General features: G+C 33.6%; 41 protein-coding genes and 1 pseudogene. 4 read left to right on the forward strand and 38 right to left on the reverse strand.

Annotated elements, in window-relative coordinates:
- Window positions 1-8: 8 nt before the first annotated feature.
- The 3 genes from BV11031_RS08705 to BV11031_RS08715 are packed head-to-tail and all read right to left on the reverse strand — an operon-like array spanning window position 9 to window position 1,428.
- The gene (locus BV11031_RS08705; RefSeq protein WP_010330373.1) at window positions 9-281 is read right to left on the reverse strand and encodes a hypothetical protein; all 273 of its coding nucleotides are present in this window, start codon (window positions 279-281) and stop codon (window positions 9-11) included.
- Window positions 271-1,158, reverse strand: coding sequence for a hypothetical protein (locus tag BV11031_RS08710; protein WP_010330372.1), 888 nt, complete (start codon window positions 1,156-1,158; stop codon window positions 271-273). Before BV11031_RS08710 ends, BV11031_RS08705 begins: the two co-directional genes overlap by 11 nt.
- A 48-nt stretch (window positions 1,159-1,206) precedes the next feature.
- On the reverse strand, window positions 1,207-1,428 hold the full coding sequence (locus BV11031_RS08715; RefSeq protein ID WP_026014522.1) for a hypothetical protein: 222 nt from the start codon (window positions 1,426-1,428) through the stop codon (window positions 1,207-1,209).
- A 67-nt stretch (window positions 1,429-1,495) separates the two neighbouring features.
- Between BV11031_RS08715 and BV11031_RS08720 the strand changes: the two genes are divergently transcribed.
- Window positions 1,496-2,170: an SOS response-associated peptidase gene (locus BV11031_RS08720; protein WP_010330370.1), complete on the forward strand. Its 675-nt coding sequence runs from the start codon at window positions 1,496-1,498 to the stop codon at window positions 2,168-2,170.
- Window positions 2,171-2,239: 69 nt separating this feature from the next.
- Window positions 2,240-3,058, forward strand: coding sequence for an ATP-dependent DNA ligase (locus tag BV11031_RS08725; protein ID WP_010330369.1), 819 nt, complete (start codon window positions 2,240-2,242; stop codon window positions 3,056-3,058).
- Between the two features lie 392 nt (window positions 3,059-3,450).
- Here the strand turns inward: BV11031_RS08725 and BV11031_RS08730 are convergent, their stop codons facing one another.
- The 18 genes and pseudogenes from BV11031_RS08730 to BV11031_RS08810 form a co-directional block, all read right to left on the reverse strand.
- Window positions 3,451-3,801 (reverse strand): hypothetical protein, encoded by a 351-nt coding sequence (locus BV11031_RS08730; RefSeq protein WP_010330368.1) that lies wholly within the window; start codon window positions 3,799-3,801, stop codon window positions 3,451-3,453.
- 22 nt (window positions 3,802-3,823) lie between these two features.
- Window positions 3,824-4,159, reverse strand: a complete 336-nt coding sequence (locus BV11031_RS08735) for a hypothetical protein (RefSeq protein WP_010330367.1) — start codon at window positions 4,157-4,159, stop codon at window positions 3,824-3,826.
- Window positions 4,152-4,460 carry a hypothetical protein gene (locus BV11031_RS08740; protein ID WP_010330366.1) on the reverse strand — a complete coding sequence of 103 codons (309 nt, stop codon included), beginning with the start codon at window positions 4,458-4,460 and terminating at the stop codon, window positions 4,152-4,154. The genes BV11031_RS08735 and BV11031_RS08740 overlap by 8 nt, the downstream gene beginning before the upstream one ends.
- Window positions 4,461-4,477: 17 nt before the next feature.
- Window positions 4,478-4,633, reverse strand: coding sequence for a URC4/urg3 family protein (locus BV11031_RS22655; protein ID WP_164834089.1), 156 nt, complete (start codon window positions 4,631-4,633; stop codon window positions 4,478-4,480).
- Between the two features lie 13 nt (window positions 4,634-4,646).
- A complete protein-coding gene (locus BV11031_RS08745) occupies window positions 4,647-4,862 on the reverse strand; it encodes a hypothetical protein (protein ID WP_010330365.1) in 216 nt (71 codons plus the stop codon).
- Between the two features lie 411 nt (window positions 4,863-5,273).
- Window positions 5,274-5,945 (reverse strand): SLOG family protein, encoded by a 672-nt coding sequence (locus tag BV11031_RS08750; protein WP_010330364.1) that lies wholly within the window; start codon window positions 5,943-5,945, stop codon window positions 5,274-5,276.
- A 17-nt stretch (window positions 5,946-5,962) separates the two neighbouring features.
- Entirely contained in the window at window positions 5,963-6,205 is a 243-nt protein-coding gene (locus BV11031_RS08755) for a hypothetical protein (RefSeq protein WP_128568247.1), read from the reverse strand.
- 378 nt (window positions 6,206-6,583) lie between these two features.
- On the reverse strand, window positions 6,584-8,782 hold the full coding sequence (locus tag BV11031_RS08760; RefSeq protein WP_026014520.1) for an RNA ligase: 2,199 nt from the start codon (window positions 8,780-8,782) through the stop codon (window positions 6,584-6,586).
- Between the two features lie 28 nt (window positions 8,783-8,810).
- Entirely contained in the window at window positions 8,811-9,158 is a 348-nt protein-coding gene (locus tag BV11031_RS08765) for a hypothetical protein (protein ID WP_010330360.1), read from the reverse strand.
- A complete protein-coding gene (locus tag BV11031_RS08770; protein WP_010330359.1) occupies window positions 9,158-9,892 on the reverse strand; it encodes a hypothetical protein in 735 nt (244 codons plus the stop codon). Before BV11031_RS08770 ends, BV11031_RS08765 begins: the two co-directional genes overlap by 1 nt.
- Window positions 9,893-9,941: 49 nt before the next feature.
- Window positions 9,942-10,347, reverse strand: a pseudogene (locus tag BV11031_RS08775) (hypothetical protein).
- 6 nt (window positions 10,348-10,353) lie between these two features.
- Window positions 10,354-10,692, reverse strand: a complete 339-nt coding sequence (locus tag BV11031_RS08780) for a hypothetical protein (protein ID WP_010330356.1) — start codon at window positions 10,690-10,692, stop codon at window positions 10,354-10,356.
- Window positions 10,689-11,000 carry a hypothetical protein gene (locus BV11031_RS08785; RefSeq protein ID WP_041952587.1) on the reverse strand — a complete coding sequence of 104 codons (312 nt, stop codon included), beginning with the start codon at window positions 10,998-11,000 and terminating at the stop codon, window positions 10,689-10,691. The genes BV11031_RS08780 and BV11031_RS08785 overlap by 4 nt, the downstream gene beginning before the upstream one ends.
- Window positions 11,001-11,032: 32 nt before the next feature.
- Window positions 11,033-11,413 carry a YopX family protein gene (locus BV11031_RS08790; protein ID WP_129550732.1) on the reverse strand — a complete coding sequence of 127 codons (381 nt, stop codon included), beginning with the start codon at window positions 11,411-11,413 and terminating at the stop codon, window positions 11,033-11,035.
- Window positions 11,413-11,742 (reverse strand): hypothetical protein, encoded by a 330-nt coding sequence (locus tag BV11031_RS08795; RefSeq protein ID WP_010330353.1) that lies wholly within the window; start codon window positions 11,740-11,742, stop codon window positions 11,413-11,415. Before BV11031_RS08795 ends, BV11031_RS08790 begins: the two co-directional genes overlap by 1 nt.
- An 84-nt stretch (window positions 11,743-11,826) precedes the next feature.
- Window positions 11,827-12,021, reverse strand: coding sequence for a hypothetical protein (locus BV11031_RS08800; protein WP_010330352.1), 195 nt, complete (start codon window positions 12,019-12,021; stop codon window positions 11,827-11,829).
- Between the two features lie 117 nt (window positions 12,022-12,138).
- A complete protein-coding gene (locus BV11031_RS08805; RefSeq protein ID WP_010330351.1) occupies window positions 12,139-12,336 on the reverse strand; it encodes a hypothetical protein in 198 nt (65 codons plus the stop codon).
- A 72-nt stretch (window positions 12,337-12,408) separates the two neighbouring features.
- Window positions 12,409-12,627 carry a YopT family protein gene (locus BV11031_RS08810; RefSeq protein WP_010330350.1) on the reverse strand — a complete coding sequence of 73 codons (219 nt, stop codon included), beginning with the start codon at window positions 12,625-12,627 and terminating at the stop codon, window positions 12,409-12,411.
- A gap of 182 nt (window positions 12,628-12,809) precedes the next feature.
- Between BV11031_RS08810 and BV11031_RS08815 the strand changes: the two genes are divergently transcribed.
- Window positions 12,810-13,034, forward strand: a complete 225-nt coding sequence (locus BV11031_RS08815; protein ID WP_004399410.1) for a helix-turn-helix domain-containing protein — start codon at window positions 12,810-12,812, stop codon at window positions 13,032-13,034.
- 188 nt (window positions 13,035-13,222) lie between these two features.
- On the opposite strand, the gene BV11031_RS08820 is transcribed toward BV11031_RS08815, so the two are convergent.
- From BV11031_RS08820 to BV11031_RS08895, 16 genes are all read right to left on the reverse strand, one after another.
- Window positions 13,223-14,200 carry a phage lytic cycle repressor MrpR family protein gene (locus BV11031_RS08820; RefSeq protein WP_003231032.1) on the reverse strand — a complete coding sequence of 326 codons (978 nt, stop codon included), beginning with the start codon at window positions 14,198-14,200 and terminating at the stop codon, window positions 13,223-13,225.
- A gap of 23 nt (window positions 14,201-14,223) precedes the next feature.
- Entirely contained in the window at window positions 14,224-15,606 is a 1,383-nt protein-coding gene (locus BV11031_RS08825; RefSeq protein ID WP_010330349.1) for a DNA sulfur modification protein DndB, read from the reverse strand.
- A 90-nt stretch (window positions 15,607-15,696) separates the two neighbouring features.
- Window positions 15,697-16,791 (reverse strand): tyrosine-type recombinase/integrase, encoded by a 1,095-nt coding sequence (locus BV11031_RS08830; protein ID WP_129550733.1) that lies wholly within the window; start codon window positions 16,789-16,791, stop codon window positions 15,697-15,699.
- Window positions 16,781-16,993 carry a helix-turn-helix domain-containing protein gene (locus BV11031_RS08835; RefSeq protein WP_010330348.1) on the reverse strand — a complete coding sequence of 71 codons (213 nt, stop codon included), beginning with the start codon at window positions 16,991-16,993 and terminating at the stop codon, window positions 16,781-16,783. The genes BV11031_RS08830 and BV11031_RS08835 overlap by 11 nt, the downstream gene beginning before the upstream one ends.
- Before the next feature lie 43 nt (window positions 16,994-17,036).
- Window positions 17,037-17,354: a hypothetical protein gene (locus BV11031_RS08840; RefSeq protein WP_010330347.1), complete on the reverse strand. Its 318-nt coding sequence runs from the start codon at window positions 17,352-17,354 to the stop codon at window positions 17,037-17,039.
- 2 nt (window positions 17,355-17,356) lie between these two features.
- The gene (locus tag BV11031_RS08845; protein ID WP_010330346.1) at window positions 17,357-17,557 is read right to left on the reverse strand and encodes a hypothetical protein; all 201 of its coding nucleotides are present in this window, start codon (window positions 17,555-17,557) and stop codon (window positions 17,357-17,359) included.
- A 327-nt stretch (window positions 17,558-17,884) separates the two neighbouring features.
- Window positions 17,885-18,010: a lysogeny pheromone peptide AimP gene (aimP, locus tag BV11031_RS08850; protein WP_010330345.1), complete on the reverse strand. Its 126-nt coding sequence runs from the start codon at window positions 18,008-18,010 to the stop codon at window positions 17,885-17,887.
- Between the two features lie 13 nt (window positions 18,011-18,023).
- Window positions 18,024-19,184, reverse strand: coding sequence for an AimR family lysis-lysogeny pheromone receptor (locus BV11031_RS08855; RefSeq protein ID WP_129550734.1), 1,161 nt, complete (start codon window positions 19,182-19,184; stop codon window positions 18,024-18,026).
- Between the two features lie 141 nt (window positions 19,185-19,325).
- On the reverse strand, window positions 19,326-19,607 hold the full coding sequence (locus tag BV11031_RS08860; protein ID WP_129550735.1) for a hypothetical protein: 282 nt from the start codon (window positions 19,605-19,607) through the stop codon (window positions 19,326-19,328).
- A gap of 19 nt (window positions 19,608-19,626) precedes the next feature.
- On the reverse strand, window positions 19,627-19,896 hold the full coding sequence (locus BV11031_RS08865) for a DNA-binding protein (protein WP_241210301.1): 270 nt from the start codon (window positions 19,894-19,896) through the stop codon (window positions 19,627-19,629).
- Window positions 19,897-19,959: 63 nt separating this feature from the next.
- A complete protein-coding gene (locus tag BV11031_RS08870; RefSeq protein WP_129550736.1) occupies window positions 19,960-20,622 on the reverse strand; it encodes a UPF0489 family protein in 663 nt (220 codons plus the stop codon).
- A gap of 16 nt (window positions 20,623-20,638) precedes the next feature.
- Window positions 20,639-21,181: a hypothetical protein gene (locus BV11031_RS08875; RefSeq protein ID WP_129550737.1), complete on the reverse strand. Its 543-nt coding sequence runs from the start codon at window positions 21,179-21,181 to the stop codon at window positions 20,639-20,641.
- A gap of 69 nt (window positions 21,182-21,250) precedes the next feature.
- A complete protein-coding gene (locus BV11031_RS08880; RefSeq protein WP_010328079.1) occupies window positions 21,251-22,045 on the reverse strand; it encodes a hypothetical protein in 795 nt (264 codons plus the stop codon).
- A 319-nt stretch (window positions 22,046-22,364) separates the two neighbouring features.
- Window positions 22,365-22,496 (reverse strand): hypothetical protein, encoded by a 132-nt coding sequence (locus BV11031_RS08885; protein ID WP_010328080.1) that lies wholly within the window; start codon window positions 22,494-22,496, stop codon window positions 22,365-22,367.
- Window positions 22,497-22,506: 10 nt separating this feature from the next.
- Complete coding sequence (locus BV11031_RS08890; protein WP_010328081.1) at window positions 22,507-22,722, reverse strand: hypothetical protein; 216 nt, start codon at window positions 22,720-22,722, stop codon at window positions 22,507-22,509.
- Window positions 22,723-22,725: 3 nt separating this feature from the next.
- A complete protein-coding gene (locus tag BV11031_RS08895; protein WP_010328082.1) occupies window positions 22,726-22,977 on the reverse strand; it encodes a hypothetical protein in 252 nt (83 codons plus the stop codon).
- 70 nt (window positions 22,978-23,047) lie between these two features.
- Between BV11031_RS08895 and BV11031_RS08900 the strand changes: the two genes are divergently transcribed.
- Window positions 23,048-23,227: a DUF8096 family protein gene (locus BV11031_RS08900; RefSeq protein WP_082246280.1), complete on the forward strand. Its 180-nt coding sequence runs from the start codon at window positions 23,048-23,050 to the stop codon at window positions 23,225-23,227.
- A 13-nt stretch (window positions 23,228-23,240) separates the two neighbouring features.
- Here the strand turns inward: BV11031_RS08900 and BV11031_RS08905 are convergent, their stop codons facing one another.
- Window positions 23,241-24,161: a hypothetical protein gene (locus BV11031_RS08905; RefSeq protein WP_010328083.1), complete on the reverse strand. Its 921-nt coding sequence runs from the start codon at window positions 24,159-24,161 to the stop codon at window positions 23,241-23,243.
- Window positions 24,162-24,252: the final 91 nt, after the last annotated feature.

Consider the following 24,252-nt stretch of genomic DNA (forward strand, 5'->3'; position numbering starts at 1 on the left):
TATCGTTTTTATTCAGTTTCTTTTCTTACCCATTTTCTAACCTTCATTTCTTTTAACTCCACTTCATAACAATCCACTTGATCTTCAAATTCCCAAGGGCTCTCATATTGGCTTTCAGTGGCGCCCTTGCTATAGAAAGTTTCAAAAAAGCGTCCTTGATATGGAAATACAATTCTATAGTGAACACTCCACCTAGACGTGTCAGTGATTTCTTCCAATAGTGAGGATTCCGGCAGGCCCAATTTATTCAGCATGTAGTCCTTGTCCAATTTAATTTTCACTTAAGATAACCCCTCTTCCTTCGCAGCATTTGCATTCGACCAAAGGCTCATTGATTTTATCCATTAGATCGTCTAAAAAATTCTTAATATTACTCTTTAAATCTTCAACATCTTTTCCACTAAACGGTTCTACAATTGGGTAACTCTGATAGGCTTCAGGTGCAACCTTGTAAATCTCAACCTCTCGCTTTGTTTGAAATCTTTTTTCAAGTTTAGGCTTTCTCCGTTTGTACATTGCATTAAGATCAACTACATACTCGTGAGGCTTGTAAAGCTCCAAAACTTTGACCACAGTTAAACAGAAATCATAATCACTCGTGATTCTTGCAAATTTAGGGTTTATATTGGCTTTTATATGGTTTCTGATAATCTTATAGCTTTCTTCTCGGGACAAGTAACACGGCTTTGTTTCAAGAAGCATTGGATGAGTTTGAATTCTATCCAGTAAGTTATAATTCAAGTTAAAATTATGACTTTGCAGCTTAAGTTCTCCGTCAATCTCTTCAATTATGTTCATTTCAAACTCAATTTTTTCATTTTGTTGTGGGATTTCTTCAAATTTCAAATCATATAGACCTTTTACTTCGTAGTATTCACTTTCTTCATCTATGTAAGAAACATTAATTACTTGTGGTGTCAGATCAGTTTCCTGGAATCCCTCTTTTAATTCATACCTATGATTGATTTTTTTAGCTGGCATTTGCTTTTCAATAACACTTGGCTCTTTATGTAGCTTAAACCAGTCTGACTTATACGTTTCAGTTGCTCGTTCCCCATCGAAAAGCAATTCATCTAATTGACTATGAAAATATCTCTTACCCTCAATATTGTCAGACACCAAAAAACAGTTATTTGTTTTAATACCAATCAGTTTCATTAGAAATCCCCTTTAATATTTTATTTTTATTCTTATAAAATCTCTGTTTTATCTAGATCTTCTAATTTTATTTTTATCTAACAAATCAATTATGTAGGTCTCATACATGTCATCCCAATAAGGATCTGTTCTCGCTATGTATTTCTTTGCTCTTCCGTTCTCCTCTATCTTAAAAGTTTGCCCCTTTTTAATATCAGTGAACTTTTTCTTTCTCCAGATTCCCCTGATCAACACTTCAACTTCTTTAACCTCAACTGTTTGCTGCATCACATTCCTCCTTTTTGATTTTCGTGTATCAAGCCTGTACAATATTCAAAAACCCTAAAGGATGATGAACATGTGTGGCAGGTTCACTTTATTTTCTGAGTTTGATGACATCATTGAGCAATTCAATATAGATCAATTCTTACCCGAAGATGAATATCACCCAAGCTATAATGTTGCTCCATCACAAAACATCCTTACAATCATCAACGACGGATCAAACAACCGTCTGGGCAAACTTAGATGGGGTCTTGTCCCTCCATGGGCTAAAGACGAAAAGATCGGTTATAAAATGATCAACGCTCGAGCTGAAACATTGGCTGAGAAACCAAGTTTTCGAAAGCCGCTCGTCAGCAAACGTTGTATCATACCCGCTGACAGTTTTTATGAATGGAAACGCCTTGATCCAAAGACTAAGATTCCTATACGGATTAAGCTTAAATCATCTAATCTCTTTGCTTTTGCCGGCTTATATGAAAAGTGGAACACGCCAGAAGGGAATCCTTTGTACACTTGCACAATCATCACAACAAAGCCTAATGAGCTTATGGAAGACATTCATGATCGTATGCCAGTTATCCTTACTGATGAGAACGAAAAGGAATGGCTTAATCCTAATAATACTGATCCTGATTATCTACAAAGCTTACTGCAGCCATACGATTTCAATGACATGGAAGCATACCAGGTTTCTTCTTTAGTGAATTCACCTAAAAATAATTCGCCAGAACTTATTGAATCCCATTAAGTACCACTGCCATATTGCTTTATATATCACCTTCGCTTAGCTATTATGTTCTAAGTAGGAGGTGATATTTTGTTTGTATCGCCAATGTTATTACATTCAATAAAGGAACCTGAACTTTTCGATGACGAGAATTACATTACCGAGTTGAAGTTTGATGGAATTAGACTCATCCTTTCTAAATTTGATAATCAGATTAAGCTATACACTCGCCACAATAATGAAGTAACAAGCAAGTTTCCAGAACTCTTGGACTTAGATATCCCAGATGGAACTGTACTTGATGGCGAAGTTATTGTAGCTGCCTCAGGTGGTGCTCCTGACTTTGAGGCTGTAATGGAACGTTTTATGTCCAAAAAATCAGCTCATAATATTGTTTACTGTGTCTTTGATGTTATCTACAAAGACGGTCAATCAATTGCAGCTAAGCCACTCACTGAGCGTAAGACAGTTCTGAATTCACTTGAACTGGATCATCCTAATGTCTTTGTTATAGAGGGAACTCAAGGTAACGGTCTTGCTTACTTCAACCTGGCCAAAGAAAAGAATTTAGAGGGAATCGTAATCAAGAAAGCTAACTCCCCTTATGAGATCAATAAACGTTCGCATAATTGGCTTAAAGTGATTAATTATGATTACACTGAAGTTCTCATAACCGGCTACACGAAGAACGATATTAAATTCCTTCTGTCTTATCCTGATGGAACTGCAGCTGGATTTATGGAATTCATGCCGAATGCGGAACGAAGTAAGTTCCACTCTATGAAACAAGTAAATTCTGAATCTGATCAGTATGTATTTATTGAGCCTATATTATGTAAGGTTAAGCACAGATTTAAGACTAAGCACGGGAAACTCCGCATACCTTCCTTCGAATCCTGGAGAGTATAATCTCTCCGTTACATAACTCCTTAGTGCCAAGTAATTAAAAATTAATGAATATTTAGTACATGGATCATTTAGTTACTTTCTTTAAAAAAATATTTTATTTTCGCTCTAATTGGATCACCAATCCAGTCTTAAATCGTCCATAATATTTGTCATTGCATCATCCTCTTCTTCTGTTAATCCGTGATCAGCAAGCCTGTTTAAATAATCTTCTCGTTCTTGTTTAGTCAATTCTTTTCCCCCTAACACTTTTAAACCTTTGTAAACAATGGTTATATGCTATTATTAAAGTTGGAGGTGATGTTATGTTGGAAGCATTTTTGTCCGACTGGTGTCTTGGTAAAATAAAGACACGAACAGCAACCTCCTTTTAGATTTTGTTTAAAAACTATCTTTTATTCAATCTCTATATTCAACCCAGTTGCTCCCACTTTAATTTCCTTCATCTCTCCAATCTGTGGCATATATAAATGTTTCTTTTCATTCACCGAAACAATTTCACCCTTCCAACAACCGTTTTGCACAAAGAATTTTGTCCCAATTGGTAAAGTTCGAAGATCTGCGTTCTCTATGCATTCTCCTTCCTCTCTATACACCTCTCCTTGTTCAGAAACCCTCCTTTTAGAAACTTTAATATCGATTTTGTATAGTGAATTTTCATCTTCAAGCATTAATTTATGTAACCAATCAGTTACTTTTGATTGCCCATCAATAACGTTAACCGTATCGAAAATCTTCCTGTACATGTCATTCCTCTTCTCTTGAAAATTACTTATCTACCACTTGTTTTTCTAAGTAAACGACACCGTCTATTAATATGCCTCTATGTACATCTACATCTTCAACAGTAACGGTTCCGCCTTTCCAGAAGTTATTTAGGCAATCTTCTTTAACAGTTAATGTTTGACCCTTATAATAATCATTCGAATCTTCTTTATTACTATCCAATTCAAGAATCTGGTCATTAAATTGAATTGTCACACCATCAGCAATTATCTTATCTCGCCCAACTTTACTTAGCGAATCAGCTAAAATAACAAACTCCTGATTATATTCTCCTCCATTAACACCCACTGTAATTGAGTATTGATTTCTTTTATTCATTGATTTCCCTTCCGACTCCATCAGCTTGTCTAATAGTGTCTAACAACTCTTTCTTCTTGAAATAGGTCTTTTCCAAACGATCTACTTCCTTTTGCAATTCAGTTGCAGCATCATACTTCAGAATCCATTCTCCTACTCCACAGGCTTCTCTTTGTTCTTTCTCAAACGTTTTTATGTGATGCCCTTTGAACCAAACCCTTACTCTTGTTCCATATTCAAATTCATCATTAAAAGCTGCCTCTTTTTCGGATCCCGCATAAATGCATCTAAATTTACTGTTATCGACTACATATGTATTCATTAATTTAACCCCTTCACCTAGACTAATGCTTTTTCTTTCTGTCTTTCGATCAACTTTCGAGAAAATTTTTGAGTTCTTATTTTGCGTTTCTCCTCAAGTATCTCTCTTTCGTTGGCTTCTAACATCTTCTTCAGACTCAGATGTTTTCTAATAAGCTCTTTCATTCTGTCCAATTTCTCATCCCCTTTAAGCAAGATATTTCTTTCTATGCGGTCTTTTATGTATGAAATCAAATGCTAAATCAACTTTCTCTGGTTCCCTTTCCTCTGTTACTCGCTGCGTAACAACAATTAGTTGACCATTTTCTTGGCGATCAATACTCTGCACTGAATATCCTTTAGCAGCGTAATATTCTCCGATAATCTCATCAACTTGGTTGCTAAGCAGATTCCTCTTTATCATCTCCATAACCTCCACTTATTTTATTTTTACTCTTTAAACATTTATATGTATTCCATCCGCAGCCATCAAATACGCTTATGTCCGCTCCTAGGTGCCATTTAAACCAAACTAAGTTAAACCAAGCTGTTTCAATTATGTATTTAATGTAGCCTATCCTCTTGTCCTCCGTTCTGAATAAAATAATCCTTTTATTGTGATTCTGTGATCTTAATTAGAAATCTCATCCTTTCCTTCTTTGTTCTTGTTGAATTGTAGCTTTCCCTTAAAAAGTCCTGAAACCTGTGAAATGGGATAGGTTTTAAACCAAGGTTTCTCACTTGATTACAATAACCCCCATAGTATTGCTCATGTCCTCTCTGTTCAGATCTGTAGTTAAAAGGATTCAATGCTTTATTACCTCCCGCTGGGTTATTAAGGTGTATATGATATATCTAATTCAAAATCACATTTTGGATGCAACCTCCAAATTTGATGTCCTAAGTATGTTTTCCTTGCGTAATTCAGACAGTTCCTTGTCCCACTTTTACTTCCGTCATAAACAGCTACTATTGCTTCACTGTTATCAATCATGTATTCATTTCGTTTTTGCATCTTAGCCGGCGAAAACTCTCCTGGTTCATCTCCACTAACTTTATATTTATCTAATTCTTCAACATTAATAATCTCATCTGCTACATCAATCATACGTTTATACCACATTTTTTGATTTGCAGACCATACTTTATCTTGTTTCTTGAAAGGTGTAGGAATTATGTTTTTGATATGACGGTATTTCTTTTTGAGAATATGTACACACCAGCAAGCAGCCTGATCAGTTCCTAACGCTCCTCCAGTTATAAACCTGGACTTCTCTTCTTTTATGATTAACTCTTCAATTACTTCAAGCAGCTTACCTTTGAGTTTGAGCATTGTGGGATTTTTCATGTCATAACCACCCAATTTATTTGGTCTGTGCCCTGTGAAGCAAACTGTTTTCTTTCTCAGTGTTTCTTGTTCTTCTAAAAGCCGCTCACGTTCTTTTCTTTCATCAGCCCACTGCTTTTTCCATTCTGGATCATTTAGCTTTGCAAAATCAATTGCCATGATGCATTTTCACCATCCTATAAACAAATCTTTTTTAGCTGATCATCTAGTTTTCTAAACAACTGCTGAACCTTATCAAGCTTTTCATCTTCAAAAATAATGGCATCTTCTTTAAGAACTGCAGCTTTTGATAAAGGAGTGTTTGAATCATGTTGTACACTGTGAGCTATCCCGCCTTTATTTAATACATCGTAATACATACCTATCTTATCTTTGTACCAGTAGCTTGCATCTGAACATTTCATTATCCTTAATTTCATTAACTGTTCACCTCTCATTTCCGTTAAAACAGTCTTTTTATTTAGTGTAAGAATGCTTGACAGACCCACTTGTCTAAACCCTCATTCCTTTAAAGTTTCTTCACCGTCTGCTGGATTAAAACTCGCTAATCTTTCAAGTTGCTTTGAAAAGTGCTTAATCTTTTTAATCCTAAGTCTAAGGAACCCTCTTTAAGTTCAACCTCGCAGATGTACTCCATTGTTGAACGACTCCCGCATATTCCACAAAACGCCCTCTGTCTCTTATAAAATTTATCAATGGTAGTGGTACGGCCACAGCCAGTTCTGCAAATGTACTTGTAATGTGTCAAAAAAATTCTCTCCTTTCTTTTCCAATAAAATTTTACTTTTATCTAAAAATCATTTAGTTTCCAATGCCAAAGTTTCTTTTTCGAAATCGTTTCTCAATTTAATAATGGAGGTTGATTTTAGATATCCTCTGTCCTTTGTCTTAGCCCATGCAAAAAATCTATTATGCAAAGGAGTGTAAAGGCTTCCTGTGTTAACCATATGCTCATGCTTGTTGCTGATCTTATGCTTTAATCCCCTCATTTGTTTCCAAAAGTTATAGTAAGGGAGCTTAAGTTTTGTCATGAAGCCGGCAGCATCTTCAATTACATAACCCTCTTCCTCAATTGAAAAATCTTGTGACACGTCCAGATACCATCTATAGAAATCTGTCCAATTACTAAACTCCGCAACTTGTTTTTTGCACTCAATGGATAAACACTCTGCAGTAGCTCTCACTTCACTGTAAGGGAGTTTTTCATATTTCATCTGTCTTTTTACTATGTCTAAGAGGACTAGTTTGTCTTGATTGTATTCAATGATATGTGGATCTTTTTCTGTAAGTATTACTTCGAAAACGAATGAAACATTATTTAGCTTCAGATAATCTTTAATGATATTTACCTTCATTTCATCAAAGGACTTGAAAAACAGTTCTTCAACCCATTTCGCATGTTCATTTGATAATTGAGACGTAAAGGATTTAGAAGTGAATACCAACTGATCTGACAAAGAGTCATACCCTACAGTTCCTAAATATCCATTCGCCTTATCGAAGACTGTTACTGGAAACTTCATTGTATCTACGAGATGATGCATTCTTGTTTCAGACCGTTCCCCAATGTTAAAGAACTTATCATAGCTTCTGCTTACAATTTCATTGCTCTCAGTGTTAATAAACAATCCCCTTGCCTTAATATTTGTTTCATCCCACTTTTTCTTTCTAAATGCTTGCTTTGTAAAATTAAAAGAAGAGATATTGTTTGGCATTTTATTCTCTTGCACATATTCATGACCACGTAAGTGGGAAATCAATTCATCAATTGTTCCAACAGTTGCACTGTTACTCGGTACTTCACTTGAAATTTGTTTAAAGACTTTATTCTTCACTTCATGCGTTTCAATTCCGTTCTCAGACAGTGTAACGACTCTAAGATGTCCTCCTCTTTCCACTTGCCCTTCCAGGTTATATGATCTATCTGCTGCTAACACAGGCAAACGGTACATGTTTCTATGTCCATGAATCTGTACAACATTTTGACCTGCAGTATTATTTGCAAATTCATAATCAATATCGTCTGAATAATCTCCAACTCCATTGATGAATTGTGTTGTTGCAGTCATCAAAAGATTTTCTGGTACGGTTGAAACTCCACCATGGGTTACAATGTATGTAGTGTTTTTATATGTAAAGTAAGCTAACTGATGAAACTTTCTGGCCAACTGTCTAATATCTTTTTTATCAATGTTGGATTGTTCAATTTCTGGCTTAGTTTTGTTGTTAAATGTGCTGCTAGGTGTTTCTTCATCATTCCCATACATATTGATATATCTATCATGATTTCCTTCGAGAATAATCACATTTTTATAATCTTTAATTTTGATCATGAATTCTAACAGCTGTGCATTTTCAGTACCTCTGTCGATAAGATCTCCTACAAAGATGTATAGTTCATTTTCATTCAAATCATCGTTTAAGTACTCTTGAAGCACAGTATTGCAGCCATGAACATCTCCGAAAATATGTATCTTTTTATAATCGTCAAAACATCTCGGCTTATAAGTCATCGTGTTTTCGAACTCATCTGGTTTTAGAACAGTTACCCAAGATGGCACTTTTTCAGTTGTCATTCTTTCATAAATATTTAGAATACTGCTTTCAGGAACATGCTTATGTTCGGCCCTCATTTTATTTCTTTTTAAGATTCTCCGAACATCAACATCAGAAAAATCAATTACATATACACGGTATCTATATTTTTGAGCTAGTGGCTTATATCTTGAAATCATGCTTTGCTTTGAATGAGTTGCATCGATAATTGTGAATTCACCGCGATCCATCCTATCTTCAAGCAACTTTAGTAATAAATCCCACACCTTGTTGTCGTGTTTTGGAGAGATTTCATATTTTCCACTTTTGTTTAACACAGGTGACTGAAACAGCAGTCTAATGTTGTCTGCAGAAAGAGTGTATTGCTCAAGTCCATTTTCCTTGATCCAAGTTGATTTCCCCACTCCTGGGCACCCTCTTAATAACACTAATGTTCTCATTTTCTATCAACCTTTCTAATTTTTACTTTTATCCAAACTGCCTTCTCCAAGGGACATTGCCCACAACACTGTGATCAAGCATTTCTTCGCAACTTTTACACAGAGTTGATTTAGTTATTGTCATATGGAATGAGTCCCACTTACCGCAACAATGACACGTCTTTTCAAAGGCTGCTGACTCCTTTTGTTTTTCTCTTTCAAAGCCGTTGCCAGTTAACAATAAGCCGTTACTATAAAGGTCGTTCTGTCTTACTTCTGCTTCTACACTCCAGGGGTATATTCGCTTCTTTAAGTACCTTTGCAATAATGACTTGCTTTGGTTACTTCCAATCTTCATGAACTCTCTATTTACAGTAAGGTCAACTGTTCTTTTCATCACTTCGCCCTTTTGAACAGCTTTTTAAACCAATTTTTCTTTTCGTTAACCACTGTAAATCTGGGATTATTCATCCTAAACCCATTTGCTATCTTGTCCATGTTGTTTAACTGCTTCTTCAATTGCTCGATATCTTGGGGTGTATTGATGGTCATTGCAATATTGGATTCTTTTGCTTCCTGTACTTCGGAAATCATCTTATCTAAAGTGAGATCACAATATTCATCTTCCCAGTCGCCTATGAAATAAAAACGTTCAATCAGAGTGCCACTCAACTCATCTTGAAAAGTACCGAATAAAATTGGATCCTTATCTCTCCGTTCTTTTTCGATCTGCCTTTCAACCTTCCCCGTATAATCTGTAAACACAACATAAAACCGATCCAATTTGTCTTTCACTTTGTTGTATTTAATGATTACCTCATCAGGGATTTCACGTTCGTAATTTTCAAGCTCAATAATTTTGACTGTATCTTTTGCAATGTTATCTATGTATTCTTCAATGTCATCTCGATAAACAAACGTATCAATGCCAAGCTTTACAATCTCCCGTTCTTTTTCAATTGATTCTAAATGGAATATCAGTTTCTTTGCAGCTTTAATTTGATTGGTTTGCTTATACTTATTGAGTAACACCAAGCAATTGTCGTAATATCTTTGAAGTTCTTTGTCTGTAATCTTATTTTTCTTTGATTTAATCATTTCAAAATATTGATTTGGTTGTAACGCTTCCATCTGTTCATCTCCTTTACTTCATCTAATTCACTTTAAAATGCATCTTTTATCACTTCTTTGCAGCATAGCTCTCAAAGAATTCTTCAACTGATCTTAGATAACGGTATTTATTTGGATCTTCTGGGTTTCTGAATCTCTTCGATAACACCAATGACCAATTAAACATCAATGGAGAAAATCTTGCCCATTTGCTAAAGCTTAACTGTAGCCCTTTCCATTCCCTACCCGCTAGTTCTGCTAATTCTAGAATCTGATCTTCTTTTATGTTCACTTCGTCTTCAAACATCTTGAATTTCTTCGTATGGTTTATGCCCAAAACAACAGTGGCGTGTTTTTAATCCAATTTTGAAATTTAAAATATTAATTAAATTAATCATTTGTGTATCAAGTTCATCATATGGGATACCATTTCGGATGAATTTTTCTCTTTGGTTTGTTTTCACATTAACCTCCAATAACAGTTATCCCTCCTGGCCACTCCACGCTTCGAATTTCTCTATTGCAGCCTTTTGTTTATTTTCATGTTTAATTTGCTCCTTTATAGAGTTTTCATAGATAATGACTTCATTGATTGCCATCTGTATGTAATCGTAATCCCACTTTACTTCGAAATAACTCGGAGCGAAGTCTCCTTCTCTTGTAAGACACTTGAATTTTTCTTTCCTGAAAAAACCGCGTACCTTTTTATATAAAGATACTTTGACAAAACCTTTTGAGTGTCTATCGTTATAAACGCTGACGGCATACTCATTCCCTTCAACTGATGTCACGGGATATTTGTGCAAATGAAATTCCTTCATTCAGCGTCCTCCTCATAAAGTCGTTTGAATCTCTGCACTGCTTTTCCTTCCGAATATAAAAATTCAGGTTTATATGAGATTAAAACCGGTCGTTTGTCTATTGTCAGAATAGTGTTGTCGTCCTTATCTATGGCTAATTCCACCCGTTCAATTGCTTCTTCCAGTGATACGTTAAAGTGTTCAAATGCCTTTTTAATCTCTGCATCGAAAACCTGTTTCTGTTCATCAAATGCTCTCCAAATAGCATTATCCCAATTTTCAATGGGTGAAGAGTTAACCGGAAATTCCTTTCCCTCTGGCGTAATCATTCGGAACTTCAATTCGTTCTTTTCTTCAGGATTCACTCCGCGCCCTCCAATAACTCAGGATTTTCAAACACGTTCCCGCCGATGTTACACTCTCCCCAATGTACACAATCATCAATATAATAGTCGGGATCATTGGGATATCTAAGACCCGAGTTCCCGTTTACACGTGCAACAATCATCGGCTCGTTGTCTGTCATATCGATATCCTTGTCATAGATCATTTTTTCATTCTTATCCTTCAACCCTATGCCCCACATGAGAGCCGAGTTTTTTTGTTTGCTAGACGCAATACGGATAAAAGCCCCGAAATTGCGGTACAACCCCCAATCTTCTCCTGAGATAATAAGGCTCAGCCCCTCATCATCCCCATAATACATCTGCTCACCGTCCCAAACTCTGTATGCTGTGTTCATCAATACTCCTCCTCATCCGTATTTATGATTGCTCCAATTAGCTTAGTTAAATGAATCACTTGATCTTTATTTACAGCTGTGATTGCACCATACGGATGCTCTATGAAACATACTTCATTATTTTCATCGGTATATAAAGTACAATTACATGTAGTACACACATAATTTTCGTTAATCGTTTGGCTTTCTAAATTAATTAAAGACCCTTCATCATGATCCAGCACTTCAATTTTCTTACCTTCTTCATAATCACTGATTTCAAGTTTTAACTCACCGAAAAACACTAATGGTTTAAGATAGAGCTTCAATTCATCTAATGATAATTCCAAGTGATATTCCCCTCCAATTTAACCCTGAATAAAACTTACATTTTATTCACTAATTTTAATTTTGTTAGATTGAAAATTCACCATTCAATATGTACCTACTTCTTTACTCTCACTCTCTTCTTCTCTTAACATATCTTCAGCTATATACATCCCTTCGTAAGCATAATCAATTATTGAATGAAATTCTCCGATTACCCTTCGTAAATTTTCTTCTTCTTTGTATGCTTTTAATTGCAAAAGTGTTTTCATTAATTTTTCGAGCTTTTCCTCAAGCAACATAGCCCTCTTTACCAACTCCTATATACATATTATTTGTATTTGTATTTGTATAAACTATAACCCATCAATTAATATCTGTCAATTAGATCCGGCCAATTTATGTGACCGAATCTAATTTTAGTCTGAGAACATAAAGATCAATTCATTGATGTCATCCCTAAGCTTAACGAGGCTTTGAGGTGTAACTGAAATTGTAATATCTAATTTCTCTCCCTTGAAACCAAGTAGGAATTGATAATGTTCTGAAGTCAGCAATTTTTTTGTAAGTCTTAGACTAACCTCTTTGTAATTATCTTGATCAACAAATATATTCAAAACAATACCTTCATTCTCCTCTTGCTGCTGATTATTACATTATGTTTAACGGAGTCTTTCTTTTTTTTATTTTTACTCAGGCAATTCTTCTGTATTTGTTATTTCATATTCCATATCATTTAATTTAAAACTTTCAACTGATCCATCAGCTTTTAAAAACGAAACTTCTTTAGATAAGAGTAAATTTTCACAAATCCTGGTGACCAATGTTCCCGAGACTTCTGGACTATCTGCTTTGTTTTTAAGTACAATCTCCAGATTAAGTGCAATATTGTTTAAATAACCTGCCATCCTCATTCTCCTATGTTCAATTTTCTGTGATAAACCCTTATGGCGTTAAGGGAACGCGCGTTCTGTTTTGTATAATCATTATACATAGAAAGTAGGTGTTATGCTAGTGGTTATTTATCAGCTTCATATGATATGATATGTATTATGTCTTTCCATAACAGAACGCAGGAGGATGTCCGATTATGATTAAAGTTGAGATCGGGCAATGCTTGATACCTGAACTATGTAGAAAGAAAGACATTACAATCAATGAACTTTCAGAAATAACTGGGATTAAGAAACAGCAGCTGAGCGACTATAATCGATTAGTTAAAGTAGATATGTCTATTCGAACTGCAAAAAGAATTGCTGCTGCATTAGATTGTAATGTCGAAGACCTCTATGAATTCAAGGTTGAAAGGCATTGAAACGACTAAGACTTTGGTCTTGGTCTCCTCCTAAGTAAACCATATGGTTTACATGACCATCTTACTACATTTAAACATGCATTTAAAGTGATTATTTTGTCTATTTTTGTCGAAATGAGAATTTTTTCACAATTCTTCGAGATAAAAGAAAAATCCATTTAACGAATATAGTCAAATGGATTTCATATTTAAATTGTGGTCTCTTTTAGACCTAGTTCTTCTGCGTAATATTTATTAACTTCTTCCTCATTAATATAATCTTGCATTGAATAAACTGCTCGATATTTGGATTTTACTCTTAAATTAAAGTCATCAATAATCTGATACCTTACAGAGTTATCAATAACCCCTTTCTCTTTATAAAGTTGATATGCTCTATACAAATGACCAGATCTAACAATAGTGTTTGGTGTTAAAAAGTTAATTTTAAAGAACTCAGATATATCAGTAATTAAATTAGTAATGACAAATTTGCTTGCTTGGCCGTCTCCTTTGTTGGACGTTCTTTTTGTTTTAACTACATAATCATTTTCAACTAAAAAGACTTCTTTTGTTTGGCCTTTTGCCTTCCCATTCTTTAATTTATATTTAGTTTCCTGAGCAGCATTTAAGGCAATAACAAGACATTCACTACTTACTTTTAACTTCCGTTCACCGTGTTTTGAATCATAAAGAGTTAAAACGTTACCGTTAAGCATTGCATCCTCAACTTGCTTCTTCGTTAAACTTAGCAATTCAGAATGAGCTAAACCTGAAACCCCTTCAAACAATAGTCTTAACACAGCCTTAGATTGATAATTAACTAATTGATTTTCCATTTCCTCTAATTCGCTATAAGTAATATATAATTTTTTATCCCCGAGACATTCATAAAGCTCTTCTTCAGAAATAGTTCTTGCTAAATTGGTTAATCCTTTACTTAACTTATATGAAATTGCCCAATCAATATATAATGACAATAATGCTAAGGTTCTTCGAACACTGCCGATAGTGGTTTGATCGAATGATCGTATTAGCTCTAAAATTTGCATTGATGTGAAGTCATATATGTCTTTATTATATAAAGTCTCAGTAATCTCTGCCTTTGCAAAAATAGGCCTCATCTGCATAACCATACCCTCAGATAAGGTATCTAAATATTTTTCCTTAATCTCACTATTGAACATTGCAGCAAACAACTCCTAAGTAATTACTCATCTATTTTTAAATTGTTAAAGAAATTCCATATCTTTTGTGGTGATTTAGCATTTCCATTCTTGTCTACTACACCTAATTCATCCCACAACTTATTCTTCTTACTAAAGTTTATAGAGCTTAAAACATCAGTAATCTTACTTTCCAAATCATCCAGACTTACCCCATCTATTTGCAACTTCTTAGCTAATACAACATATCCGTTAAAGAACAAGTAGTTGTTTACAAAACTTCTCTTCCTTTCTTTTGCTATATCACCTAAGAATTCATCCACATATTGTGTAGCTAACGCATCAAAAAAGGATGTAAGGTATCTTGCGGTTTTTAATATGTCTGCCTGAGTAGAAAAATCTTTTTTAGAATAGCTTCTTTCAATTGCCTTTTTGAAGTCAGAGAAAGTTATAAGCAAGTTCTGATTCTGATTTATCCAGTCTCCATTTGTCTTTACATAATCACCAATTATGCTATTATCCTGAATAAACTTAACTATTTTATTAGAATAAACATTTTGGCTCATCTCAGCCACTTTAGATTTTTTCACTGGATTTATTGTATTTTGTTGACCAAAATGCTCTCTCGCTCTTTTTTGAGTGTAATTATAAATGTCCACTTTAAAGGTTTCTTCAAACAAATGATCTAGCTCAGGATGCTGTCTTATAGCCATAGTAATACCTATTAGCCGGTGATACCCGTCTAAAACGTCTAAAATGGTGTCTTCAGTCACTGTAAGTGACATACTGTCTTCATCATATATTAATTCTTCACCACTACTTGCACTTCCTACACGTGCATTAAAGGTAAAAACTGATTTAATTAATTTCCCCTCTAAGAACAGTTCTTTTATTTCCTCAACAGATTGTTTATTGAGCTGCGGTACAGGTATCTCAATATCAGAACCCTCTAGTTTTTTTGTTTTGTTTGTTCTTTGAGCATTAGGATTATAGTGCAATAATTTATTTTCAAATAACATAAATAACTCTTTAGCCGTAATTGGGAAGAAATAATTATCATCAGAATACTTTACAACTTGTTTAATTGTATACGGAAATTTTATATCTTCCTCCACAGATCCTTCCCATAACGTTTCAATTTCTTTCATATCCGTTTCTGTAAAGTAATTTCGTGGGTTAAACCTTTCACTTTCAAGAACTGAGTACAGTGACTTGGCTAAAAAGTACATATACTCTTTAGAAATTTCGACTTCTGGATTTTCTATATCGTAAATTAATTTTTGCGTTGTTCCTGGGGTAATTTTATTTTTAGCCATCTCTAATTGAATATCGTTAATAAAAGATCTTATGTGCTTATTTTTTGAGATAACGTCTTTCATTTCTGAAAGCAGTTTCTCATTTGCAGACTGATCAAAGATCACTGTCATATAGCCTTTCACCTCATGTCATGTTGCTAAATTTAAAGTTACCAAAGGCAATCTGGTTAATCAAGAAGAATTATCATTTGAACTGAGTAATCATTCCGAAATAATTGTTTTTCGCTCATTTACATGCTTTATAAATTTTTTTAATGTAACAAGATCAGTGTTTTCAAAAAAGCTAATAAAATCCTCTTCAGTTGCTTCATATAGTGGATTTAAGTCGATTTTTTCATCCATTGTTACACCAGCAGAGTTCGCTATGTTAATCTTTCTGCTCATGTATCTCTCTGTTGTTAATGTGTTTTTATGATTTCCTTGTTCTTTTGCTGCAAGTAAATCATGTCCAGAATCCTCATAGACATAGTCAATTCCTACACCCTTAAATGAGTGTAAGACTAATTCTCTTTCAGGAGGTATACCTAACCTTTTTTTCGACCTTTTCAATGAGTGTCGCAAAGATTGTTCCGAAAGTCCCTGAAAAACCAATTCAGTTTCGCTGACATCCTCTTCCTTCAGCTGCAACAATTCCTCATAAAATACCTGGTTAATGCCTGTAGACACAACCTGAGATCCTTTATCAATAACTGTTACTAAATAATGGCCTGTACTTTCATCTAGTGTTATGTCTTTCCATCTTACACGCAAAATGGCACTTACACGAAAAGATGTTCTGATGGCGAATTTAACAAACAGCTTTTTCATTAAAGGCTTTTGCCTTTCATTTATATACATATCCTGGGCAATTCTTTCCGCTTCTGTTTGTGTTGTTTTATCCCAGTTTTTAGTTACTGTTTTAAGTCTTTCAACAGTGTTAAACACAGACAAGTCAATATAGTCTTTATAATCATGCTCTAAATATGTATAGAGCATTTTCAGGGAGGTCATTTTTCTGTTAATACTATTATTAACTAATCCTTTTTCCTGCAGATACTTAACATAGTTGCTTAATTCGCTTTTACTTACAACTAAATCATCGGGAACTAAACTTTTGACATCTTTCCCTTTAATCACACTAAAGAACTGCTTAATATCCCCTTCATAATTCTTTCTGGTGTTAGACACTCTTATAGTTGATGAAGGGATCATATAGTTAGAATTCCCTGAGCTACTTCTTATATCTTTATTGATTAAAAAGCCCTCGATATCATCGTAAACTGCATAATTTTTTAATTGTTTTACTTTATTTTGCACAATCTTCTCCTCCTTTCCCCTCTAATAATTCATCAATAGAGACATTCAACACCAGAGCGATAAGCTTTATGGCTGTAACATCTGATTCATCTGGCATTTCAATGATTTTGTTTAAACTCTGAATATTAATCATTGTCTCCCTCGATAATTCCTCTATTGTGATGCCACGTTTGACCATTAGCTGTTTTATTCGCTCTGACATGCCGACCTCCTATTTTTTATGTATAGATTGAAGTGCGAGTATGTTATGGTTTATAAATAAACTCTTCAAATTCAATTGCTATGTGTCTTTTTAAATTCTTAGCAAAATGTATTAGGGATCTAAAATGAGGATTATTTTCAATGCTTCTTTTTAGTCCATCCCCACCTAATAATACTTTATTTAGATCATTTAATAATGCTGCTATCTCTATTTTTGCACCATGTAGATCATCTTCAGTATTTGCATTAACAATCATTTTTCTTATGTTTAGTACACTCTCTATGTAAGTTTGTTTTGCATTTAAAACAAAATCGGAATCAATATCTTTATGATTTGTAGACCTAAGTTCTACAACATGCATAACTAATCCTCCTTGTATTCACTTAGCAATTTCATGTATCCTTTAGTTAGTTGTTTTCTAACATTTTCATTCTTCATTATTTTTGACTTTTCAATGCTTTTTTCATGAAAGAATAAATCATTTTTAACTAAGCTTTCAACTTTCTTTTGGTAAATGGTTTTATGCACTGTCATACTGTTTTTTAAGTAACTAATTGCGGACATACCACCAACCTCCTATATACATATTTTTTATCTTTTACATCTATAGCAATTGTAATGCATTACATAAGGGAAGTAAAGATTTTTTTAACGACAAATAGCACATTCTACGCAATTTTTTTTGCAAATGTGCTGTTTTGTAATGCATTTCATTTTAAATTAGGTTGTATGTACTTGAAGTTGATCACTAGATGTTATAAAACCTTAATATTTAAGTGATGGCCTTAAAACTACAAAAGACGCTTAGCTCAAAAGAGCCAAACGTCTTCCTTTTCTGGTTAATTTAATTAAGTAAATAATAATACTAATAACTTTATGTGTCAATGGATTTTATGCTCCACGTGGCATTCCAGCTACTTCATAATCACCTGAAGCTTGTTGGTTTGAAGAATCTGCGCTTATGTAAGAAGTGCCCAGTGCGCCCAAGATAACTAAAGCCATAATAAGTTTTTTCATCGTCTCACCTCCTTTAAAGTAAAAGTAAATCTAAAAGTTTTTGATTTTCACCCATTTTTTGCAGTTCCAACAACGGCAGTCTAATAAGGAATTTGTCATTAGACTTTTTAAAATACTCGATTGAAGAATAGAAACATGCTTTATTTTGTTCGAGTCTCCCTTTCAAATAATGATGCATTGCAAGCTCATTATCGTTATGACGTAAAAGATATAATTTATCCAAAACTTTTTTTGCTTTGGAATTTTCATTAAAGTTGATAAAACAATGAGCTTGCTCCTGCAAATCCATAATTGACTCAGATTCAAAATTAATCCACTTATTTTCTTTGCGCCATACATTATTTAAGAAGCACAAAGCCTGCTGGAAAATCATGTTGTAATTTTCATTTTGAACAGAAACGCTTAGCCCTTTTAAAAAGTTTTCTTGAGCCAATTCATAATTCGAAAATAATAGAGAGTTGCCAATTGTTAAGTAGCTGAAAACCTGAAATCTCAGGATATTTGTACTTTCCAATGCCATTCTAGAGTACTCTCTGCACTCCTCTAATGAATTTTCATTTAGCTTTATATTAGACATTAGAACATGAACTCTTGTTTGATATGTATTTCTAATGTACATGTTCTCAGAAATCTCACTAAGGTCAATTTGTTTTATAAGTTGGGCCATCGGAGAAAAGTTACCAGTGCTTAAATAATGATAAAGCAGCAAGAGTCTTGAGAAAGAATTCATTTCAGGTGTTTTAATATTTAATTTACCGAGCCTTTTCACTGCCTCAAATTCAGTAATATCAAAGTTAGACAGTTCTCTATGTATTTTATACACTTTTCCATATTCTTTACTTTTCATATTGCTACAAGAAATCATTGATTCTATTAAAGCATCCTCTATTTCAAAAAACATATTTGCATCGGCGTACTCCAAAGCACTTCTTGCTGCTTTTGTCTTAACATCTAGGTTTAAACAGTAATCTTTCATTAATTCATATTCACGGTCTGGATACTGACTCTTAACAATGTTGACTATTGAAGAAAATTCATTAAAAGTTTTCCCATTATGGTTTAAGAAGTCATAAAGAGGATTTGGGTTTTTAAGGCCAGCTACTGTTGCCCATTTATTCATTAAAGAGTTGTCATTTTCCAAGTCTTTCTTCATAGCTATCCTTATTAAATCCATTATTTCCCCTCATTTCTTTTTGTTGTCTTTATTGGTTAACTTAATAATACTATAGATCACATTACGAGTCAATGAATTTATACATATTTTTTGTATTTGTATTCTCTTTAAAATTCTTATTTTATCAAGACACAATGAGGATTAACCCTCATTGTGCATAATTGGCCAAATACAGCTTTCCACCCTTATTTTAAGTTCTTCTTGTGCTTTATCATCTAACTTGTTGTAAAGCTCCCTTATAAGCTTTCTTTGGTATTGAATATGTTCAATTAAATAGTCTTTTTTGTAATTCTTTTTTAACCCTGGTCTAGTCAGTAACCATTCGTCTTCATACCCAATAAACTCAAGCAAAAGCGTCTTAAATGCCTCGTTTTCTTTTTCCAGAATTTTAAGCCGCTCTATTGTTATATGATCTGTAGTCATAACTATTCTCCTCAAATATTCAACTATTTGTATAATCAAGCGATGACATCCACTGCAAAAATTGCTGATAAGGATAATAGACTGTTCCTTTCAATTCTACCTTTGGAGCACCAGGGAATTTTTCCAGTAACTCTTTAACCTCCGCTTTACTTAAACCAAGGTGGTAATGCAAATCAGACTCCTTAATTAAAGTTGGATAGTCTGAATAACTTCCTTTAGGATTTTTGAAGTTTTTCAAACCATCGTTAATAAAATAGCCTAACGCAGCTAAGCCAATTCCTATCCACATGAGACCCAAAGAGAACACCCTTTCCATTTATACTATCAGAATAAAACAATTATTTGTTGATATTCACCATAGCTCTCCATCTTCAAGTTTTAAATCGAACACATCTAAAAAGAGGTTTAGTAAATATTCACACTCCTTTTCACCACCACAAAATTCTGGTGATAAAGCTACAGTTATCATGTCCCAATTCCACATTTTCTCTTTCATGTTTAATAATTGAGTCCTTATGGCTTCTTTAGATAATAACAAAGCATTAGAGTTATAATCTAAGTAGTTTTTATTAAAATAATCTAAGTCCAAATCAAGAATCAAACTTGTACCTTCTGTTTCCTTGTACCAATTTTCTCTCAAAATTTGTTCATAATGATTGTATGTATATGCTCTTTGAAAAATTTCAGATTGTTCAATATATACCGTATCATCGCTAATAGTAAAACAACCCTTTAATGTGCCATTTTTTTGTGCTGGTATTATAAATTCTACAATATCTAATTGGTTAGCGATTTCAACTGCCTGACTTTCCTCTTTTATATTCGAAACATCTATTGGATTGTCACAATAATCTAAATGCGAATCAATATGAATTAGGGATGCCCCAGGTTGTATGTATCCCCTTAATCTTCCTATTTCCCAAGCTGCAAAAGCGAAATTATGGTCTCTAGAAATAAAAATTTTTTTGTTTGGAAAACAAATACGTAAATTATCATGCAACATTTTTTCAATCATTTTATAACCTCTTCTGCTATTTTAAATTATACCTTTTTAAATCTTCTAAGACTCTATAATGATAATCAGGATCCTCTTCTAAAACATCATAAATGATCTTTGTTTTGATAAAATCATCTGCCCAAGACATATCAAATGTATCTTGCGAACTCACTAATAATATTTTTTTAACATTTTTGAAGAAAGTAATATCCTTCAATAATTCTTCTCTAAGCTTCTGTTTTGTCAGAGGCATAAGAGGGTAAATAATTGCAAAATCCAAATCACTTGGTGTCTTATCCCATGTGCTTCTAGTAACAGTGTCAATATAAACTGTACTTCCGTTCAAATTATAAGGGACTCCTGTTTTTAAAGTTCCAGTTGCCTTCATAAACTCCTTAGCATTATCTAAGCTGCTAGTTCTAAGTAAAATTCTTGATCCAACAAAATTCTCAGTTATGGTTTTAAACACAAGTTCATGTTTCTTAAACATATTTGTTCCAGTTATTAAAGCAACTTGTTCATTTGATTCAATAAAAGAAAGAATTTTTTCAATTGCTTGACTTTTGTTATTGCTCATACTTTTCACCTTCATTTTTAATTTTTAAAACGTTGTACCAATTAACAATGCAGATTACCATAAAAACAACTACGTTAATTTAGCGATTAATAGTATAGTAATATCAAACACCAGATGCACTATGTATCCAATAAAAAAGTTACCTGACCGGGAAAACAAAAGAATTTGCATTAATGTAAAAGGTAAGCCGATTAAAAAAACGCATTGAAGAACATTACCGTTATATACTGCCAAATGCGCTAGGCCAAAAATTAAAATTGCAGGGATTAAAGATATTATTACTACAATTTTATTGTTAAGTTTCAGTTTTAAAAACAATAAAAAGAAAAAGTAATACACAGAAAAGAACAGAATTTGCTCTGCCATAAGACTAATCGATAAACTATAAAAAGTAATACCGATTGGATCCTCAACTGCAGGATTTGCACTTGGCTTTATTCCTTTTAGTAAGAGACCTATGTTTACCGATAGTATAATCTCCGTTAATACTCCCAAAATTATATAAATCAATATTCTTGAAAATTTCACTTTAAAGAATAAAGCTCGGTAATTGCCTTTAAAAACATAGATAAAACTTAGAAGCAAGGGAAACGTCTGAAATACAGGCAACACCAAATTTGCTATTAAGATATTCCCTTGGGATATTCTCAGTATAAAATTGCCAACATGCTCAAAATAAATTACATAGGTAATCCATGATAATGATACAGAAAAAAGTACAAAAAGCTTCAAAAAACCTACTCTGTTTAATAATTGCTCTGTTTCAATCAATGTCCTCTTAATCGAGTTTATATTATACTTAATAAATTCTCTAAATGAATCAGTATCTTTTTGATAAGAAGTTGAAGTTTGATTTACTTTCAATTTACACGTTCTCCTCAGATCCGCTCTATTAGTGTTCCTCTCTCATTTTTTTGTTTAGCTTGAACCCAATTAACATTGACTACCCAGATGGAAAATATAAAATTCTTGCACCCATTATATACTTAACGCGGTACTTGACCCACTATAAATACCTGTATTTCTGTGCTTCTTAACTTCAAGTTAAGTATACTAGAAGGTCAGCTAAAGTCCCCATAAGCCATGCAATACCTGGATTAAAGAAATCTGTTAGGGCTTCAAATAATTGCCCTTTAATTGATAGCACAATCCCTTAAAAGCTGGACAATAATTTCACCCCTTTTCAAAGCCGCTTCCATTCAACGTACTCAAACCGATTTTGATACAGGTCTTCAAGTATGGTAGCCCATTCAATCCAACCTTCTGCAACAATGCTTTTCTTTTTCTCATCCTCAATCCACTCTATCCAGTACACTTGAACACTCCTAACGCTTTACGACTTGAATTTCTCTTACCTCACATTGAACATTACACTTTGTTTTAAGCTCACTTGCTACCTCAATGACTTCATACATTGTTTGTAATTTAGAAGCTCCGTGGAGGTCGCTAGATGTCAAATAACCGTCCTCATCTAACTTAAATGATTTGAAATATTCCTTGTTTTCAAACTGCAGTACATAAAAATAATCAATCAAAGGCATAAATCAACCTCTTTTAAATAATTTTATAATCCTCATAGCTAATGGCAGTAAACCAATTAACATGAAAAAGGCAATCACATTAAGCTTATTTTTGAAAAAGAGGCTGGCCAAATTCCTTTCCATGCCTGCTGCTGTTTCTTTTTCCATGAGTTCTTTAAACTCTTTATCATAGACCTGATCAACAAAAATAAACTTAGTGCCAGTCAACAATCCAACTCCAAGCCAGATAATTAAAAAATAAGCTAATCCAATCATTTGTTCCCTCCCTATATCGAACGAAATTTGCTATTCTTAAATATGTTGAATAAATTATGTGGGTGATCTTGTGGAAGAGAAATATGAAACAAACGGGTATGATACTACTATCGTTTATGATTACAAAGAGTATCCTGATGTAAAATACGGCCGCTGCGACAATTGTGATTACACTTTATTCAAAAGCTCTGTGAAGAGTGGAATTTTCTTGCGCGAGTGTCGGCGATGCGGTATGAAAAAGAGCATTTAGTTCAATGCTCTTTTCAGTAAAATTCTGTGCCTATTTCATAAATTTTAATAGTAGGAACAACTGCTTCACCATCAAAAGTTTCGATAGTCTCCTTTCCAATCGCAGTTGCTTTAACACCAACAAGAACAGATCTTTTTTCAGAAGTGCCTGCTTCAATTTGCTTTTTTAATTCCCAGGTTATACTCCCAACATCACTTTTCACAGTTTTTTTCCCAATATAACATTTTATAATGCCTTTGTTTGCATCTCTTAAAAGAAAATAAGGGTTAGCCAATTTAAGATGTCGCCACTCTGACATCCATAGATAACCTAACAAATAAAAAGCATGACCAAGTTTTTCATTTTCAATATCATTAATTAATTTCCCTCGATCCTGTATCCAGTAAAGAACACACTGATCTTTCAATTCTCCATATATCTTTCTTTGAATCTCCTTATCATATGCAGCAAGTTCTTTTTTCAAAGTAAAGAAAGATCTCACGCTAATAAGCTTTTGAATATAAGGTTTAGTATGTTCCTTTATTGACTTATTTACAGTTACAGCGGCATGATTGGAAATTACAGTATTAGAAGTCCCCCTATTATTAAAATAAGTTTGCTCTTCTTCTAGTGGCACAACCCACTTTACCTCATCGTATTTTGTCCTTTTTTCATTTACTTCAATTACATCCACATATTCATCAGGAATTAGATAACTACAACCATTTATATGGTTGTTTGGTTCACCGTTTGGTAGTCTCCGCAAAAAGAAATATGGTTTAGGATTCTTACCACAACCCTTATTATGACTTAATTTAGCGTTACAATTTGTATTTGGACAATAAAAAACTTGGCTTCTATCCTTCATTATTTTTGTGACATCTCTTGCATAAATCGATTTTAAAGTTCCATTTACCTTTATAAGTGCTTTTTGAATTGATCTTCCTCTCCCCATTGTAGTTACTTACCTCCATTTAATTTTCTTTTAATTACGAATGAGGATGGGAAAAGTTTCAAACTTCTTTATAAAACACTTCTTTCATCTT

Origin of the sequence: Bacillus vallismortis, assembly GCF_004116955.1 — a bacterium.
GTDB classification, from domain to species: Bacteria; Bacillota; Bacilli; order Bacillales; family Bacillaceae; genus Bacillus; species Bacillus vallismortis.

What these genes read in the sequence shown, in the direction of transcription:
- BV11031_RS08710 (WP_010330372.1), bottom strand. Translation starts at nt 1,158, where the DNA reads ATGAAACTGATTGGTATTAAAACAAATAACTGTTTTTTGGTGTCTGAC.
- BV11031_RS08720 (WP_010330370.1), top strand. Translation starts at nt 1,496, where the DNA reads ATGTGTGGCAGGTTCACTTTATTTTCTGAGTTTGATGACATCATTGAG.
- BV11031_RS08730 (WP_010330368.1), bottom strand. Translation starts at nt 3,801, where the DNA reads ATGTACAGGAAGATTTTCGATACGGTTAACGTTATTGATGGGCAATCA.
- BV11031_RS08735 (WP_010330367.1), bottom strand. Translation starts at nt 4,159, where the DNA reads ATGAATAAAAGAAATCAATACTCAATTACAGTGGGTGTTAATGGAGGA.
- BV11031_RS08740 (WP_010330366.1), bottom strand. Translation starts at nt 4,460, where the DNA reads ATGAATACATATGTAGTCGATAACAGTAAATTTAGATGCATTTATGCG.
- BV11031_RS08745 (WP_010330365.1), bottom strand. Translation starts at nt 4,862, where the DNA reads ATGATAAAGAGGAATCTGCTTAGCAACCAAGTTGATGAGATTATCGGA.
- BV11031_RS08750 (WP_010330364.1), bottom strand. Translation starts at nt 5,945, where the DNA reads ATGGCAATTGATTTTGCAAAGCTAAATGATCCAGAATGGAAAAAGCAG.
- BV11031_RS08755 (WP_128568247.1), bottom strand. Translation starts at nt 6,205, where the DNA reads ATGAAATTAAGGATAATGAAATGTTCAGATGCAAGCTACTGGTACAAA.
- BV11031_RS08760 (WP_026014520.1), bottom strand. Translation starts at nt 8,782, where the DNA reads ATGAGAACATTAGTGTTATTAAGAGGGTGCCCAGGAGTGGGGAAATCA.
- BV11031_RS08765 (WP_010330360.1), bottom strand. Translation starts at nt 9,158, where the DNA reads ATGAAAAGAACAGTTGACCTTACTGTAAATAGAGAGTTCATGAAGATT.
- BV11031_RS08770 (WP_010330359.1), bottom strand. Translation starts at nt 9,892, where the DNA reads ATGGAAGCGTTACAACCAAATCAATATTTTGAAATGATTAAATCAAAG.
- BV11031_RS08780 (WP_010330356.1), bottom strand. Translation starts at nt 10,692, where the DNA reads ATGAAGGAATTTCATTTGCACAAATATCCCGTGACATCAGTTGAAGGG.
- BV11031_RS08785 (WP_041952587.1), bottom strand. Translation starts at nt 11,000, where the DNA reads ATGATTACGCCAGAGGGAAAGGAATTTCCGGTTAACTCTTCACCCATT.
- BV11031_RS08790 (WP_129550732.1), bottom strand. Translation starts at nt 11,413, where the DNA reads ATGAACACAGCATACAGAGTTTGGGACGGTGAGCAGATGTATTATGGG.
- BV11031_RS08800 (WP_010330352.1), bottom strand. Translation starts at nt 12,021, where the DNA reads ATGTTGCTTGAGGAAAAGCTCGAAAAATTAATGAAAACACTTTTGCAA.
- BV11031_RS08810 (WP_010330350.1), bottom strand. Translation starts at nt 12,627, where the DNA reads ATGGCAGGTTATTTAAACAATATTGCACTTAATCTGGAGATTGTACTT.
- BV11031_RS08815 (WP_004399410.1), top strand. Translation starts at nt 12,810, where the DNA reads ATGATTAAAGTTGAGATCGGGCAATGCTTGATACCTGAACTATGTAGA.
- BV11031_RS08820 (WP_003231032.1), bottom strand. Translation starts at nt 14,200, where the DNA reads ATGTTCAATAGTGAGATTAAGGAAAAATATTTAGATACCTTATCTGAG.
- BV11031_RS08825 (WP_010330349.1), bottom strand. Translation starts at nt 15,606, where the DNA reads ATGACAGTGATCTTTGATCAGTCTGCAAATGAGAAACTGCTTTCAGAA.
- BV11031_RS08835 (WP_010330348.1), bottom strand. Translation starts at nt 16,993, where the DNA reads ATGTCAGAGCGAATAAAACAGCTAATGGTCAAACGTGGCATCACAATA.
- BV11031_RS08840 (WP_010330347.1), bottom strand. Translation starts at nt 17,354, where the DNA reads ATGCATGTTGTAGAACTTAGGTCTACAAATCATAAAGATATTGATTCC.
- BV11031_RS08845 (WP_010330346.1), bottom strand. Translation starts at nt 17,557, where the DNA reads ATGTCCGCAATTAGTTACTTAAAAAACAGTATGACAGTGCATAAAACC.
- aimP (WP_010330345.1), bottom strand. Translation starts at nt 18,010, where the DNA reads ATGAAAAAACTTATTATGGCTTTAGTTATCTTGGGCGCACTGGGCACT.
- BV11031_RS08855 (WP_129550734.1), bottom strand. Translation starts at nt 19,184, where the DNA reads ATGGATTTAATAAGGATAGCTATGAAGAAAGACTTGGAAAATGACAAC.
- BV11031_RS08860 (WP_129550735.1), bottom strand. Translation starts at nt 19,607, where the DNA reads ATGACTACAGATCATATAACAATAGAGCGGCTTAAAATTCTGGAAAAA.
- BV11031_RS08865 (WP_241210301.1), bottom strand. Translation starts at nt 19,896, where the DNA reads ATGTGGATAGGAATTGGCTTAGCTGCGTTAGGCTATTTTATTAACGAT.
- BV11031_RS08870 (WP_129550736.1), bottom strand. Translation starts at nt 20,622, where the DNA reads ATGATTGAAAAAATGTTGCATGATAATTTACGTATTTGTTTTCCAAAC.
- BV11031_RS08875 (WP_129550737.1), bottom strand. Translation starts at nt 21,181, where the DNA reads ATGAGCAATAACAAAAGTCAAGCAATTGAAAAAATTCTTTCTTTTATT.
- BV11031_RS08890 (WP_010328081.1), bottom strand. Translation starts at nt 22,722, where the DNA reads ATGCCTTTGATTGATTATTTTTATGTACTGCAGTTTGAAAACAAGGAA.
- BV11031_RS08895 (WP_010328082.1), bottom strand. Translation starts at nt 22,977, where the DNA reads ATGATTGGATTAGCTTATTTTTTAATTATCTGGCTTGGAGTTGGATTG.
- BV11031_RS08905 (WP_010328083.1), bottom strand. Translation starts at nt 24,161, where the DNA reads ATGGGGAGAGGAAGATCAATTCAAAAAGCACTTATAAAGGTAAATGGA.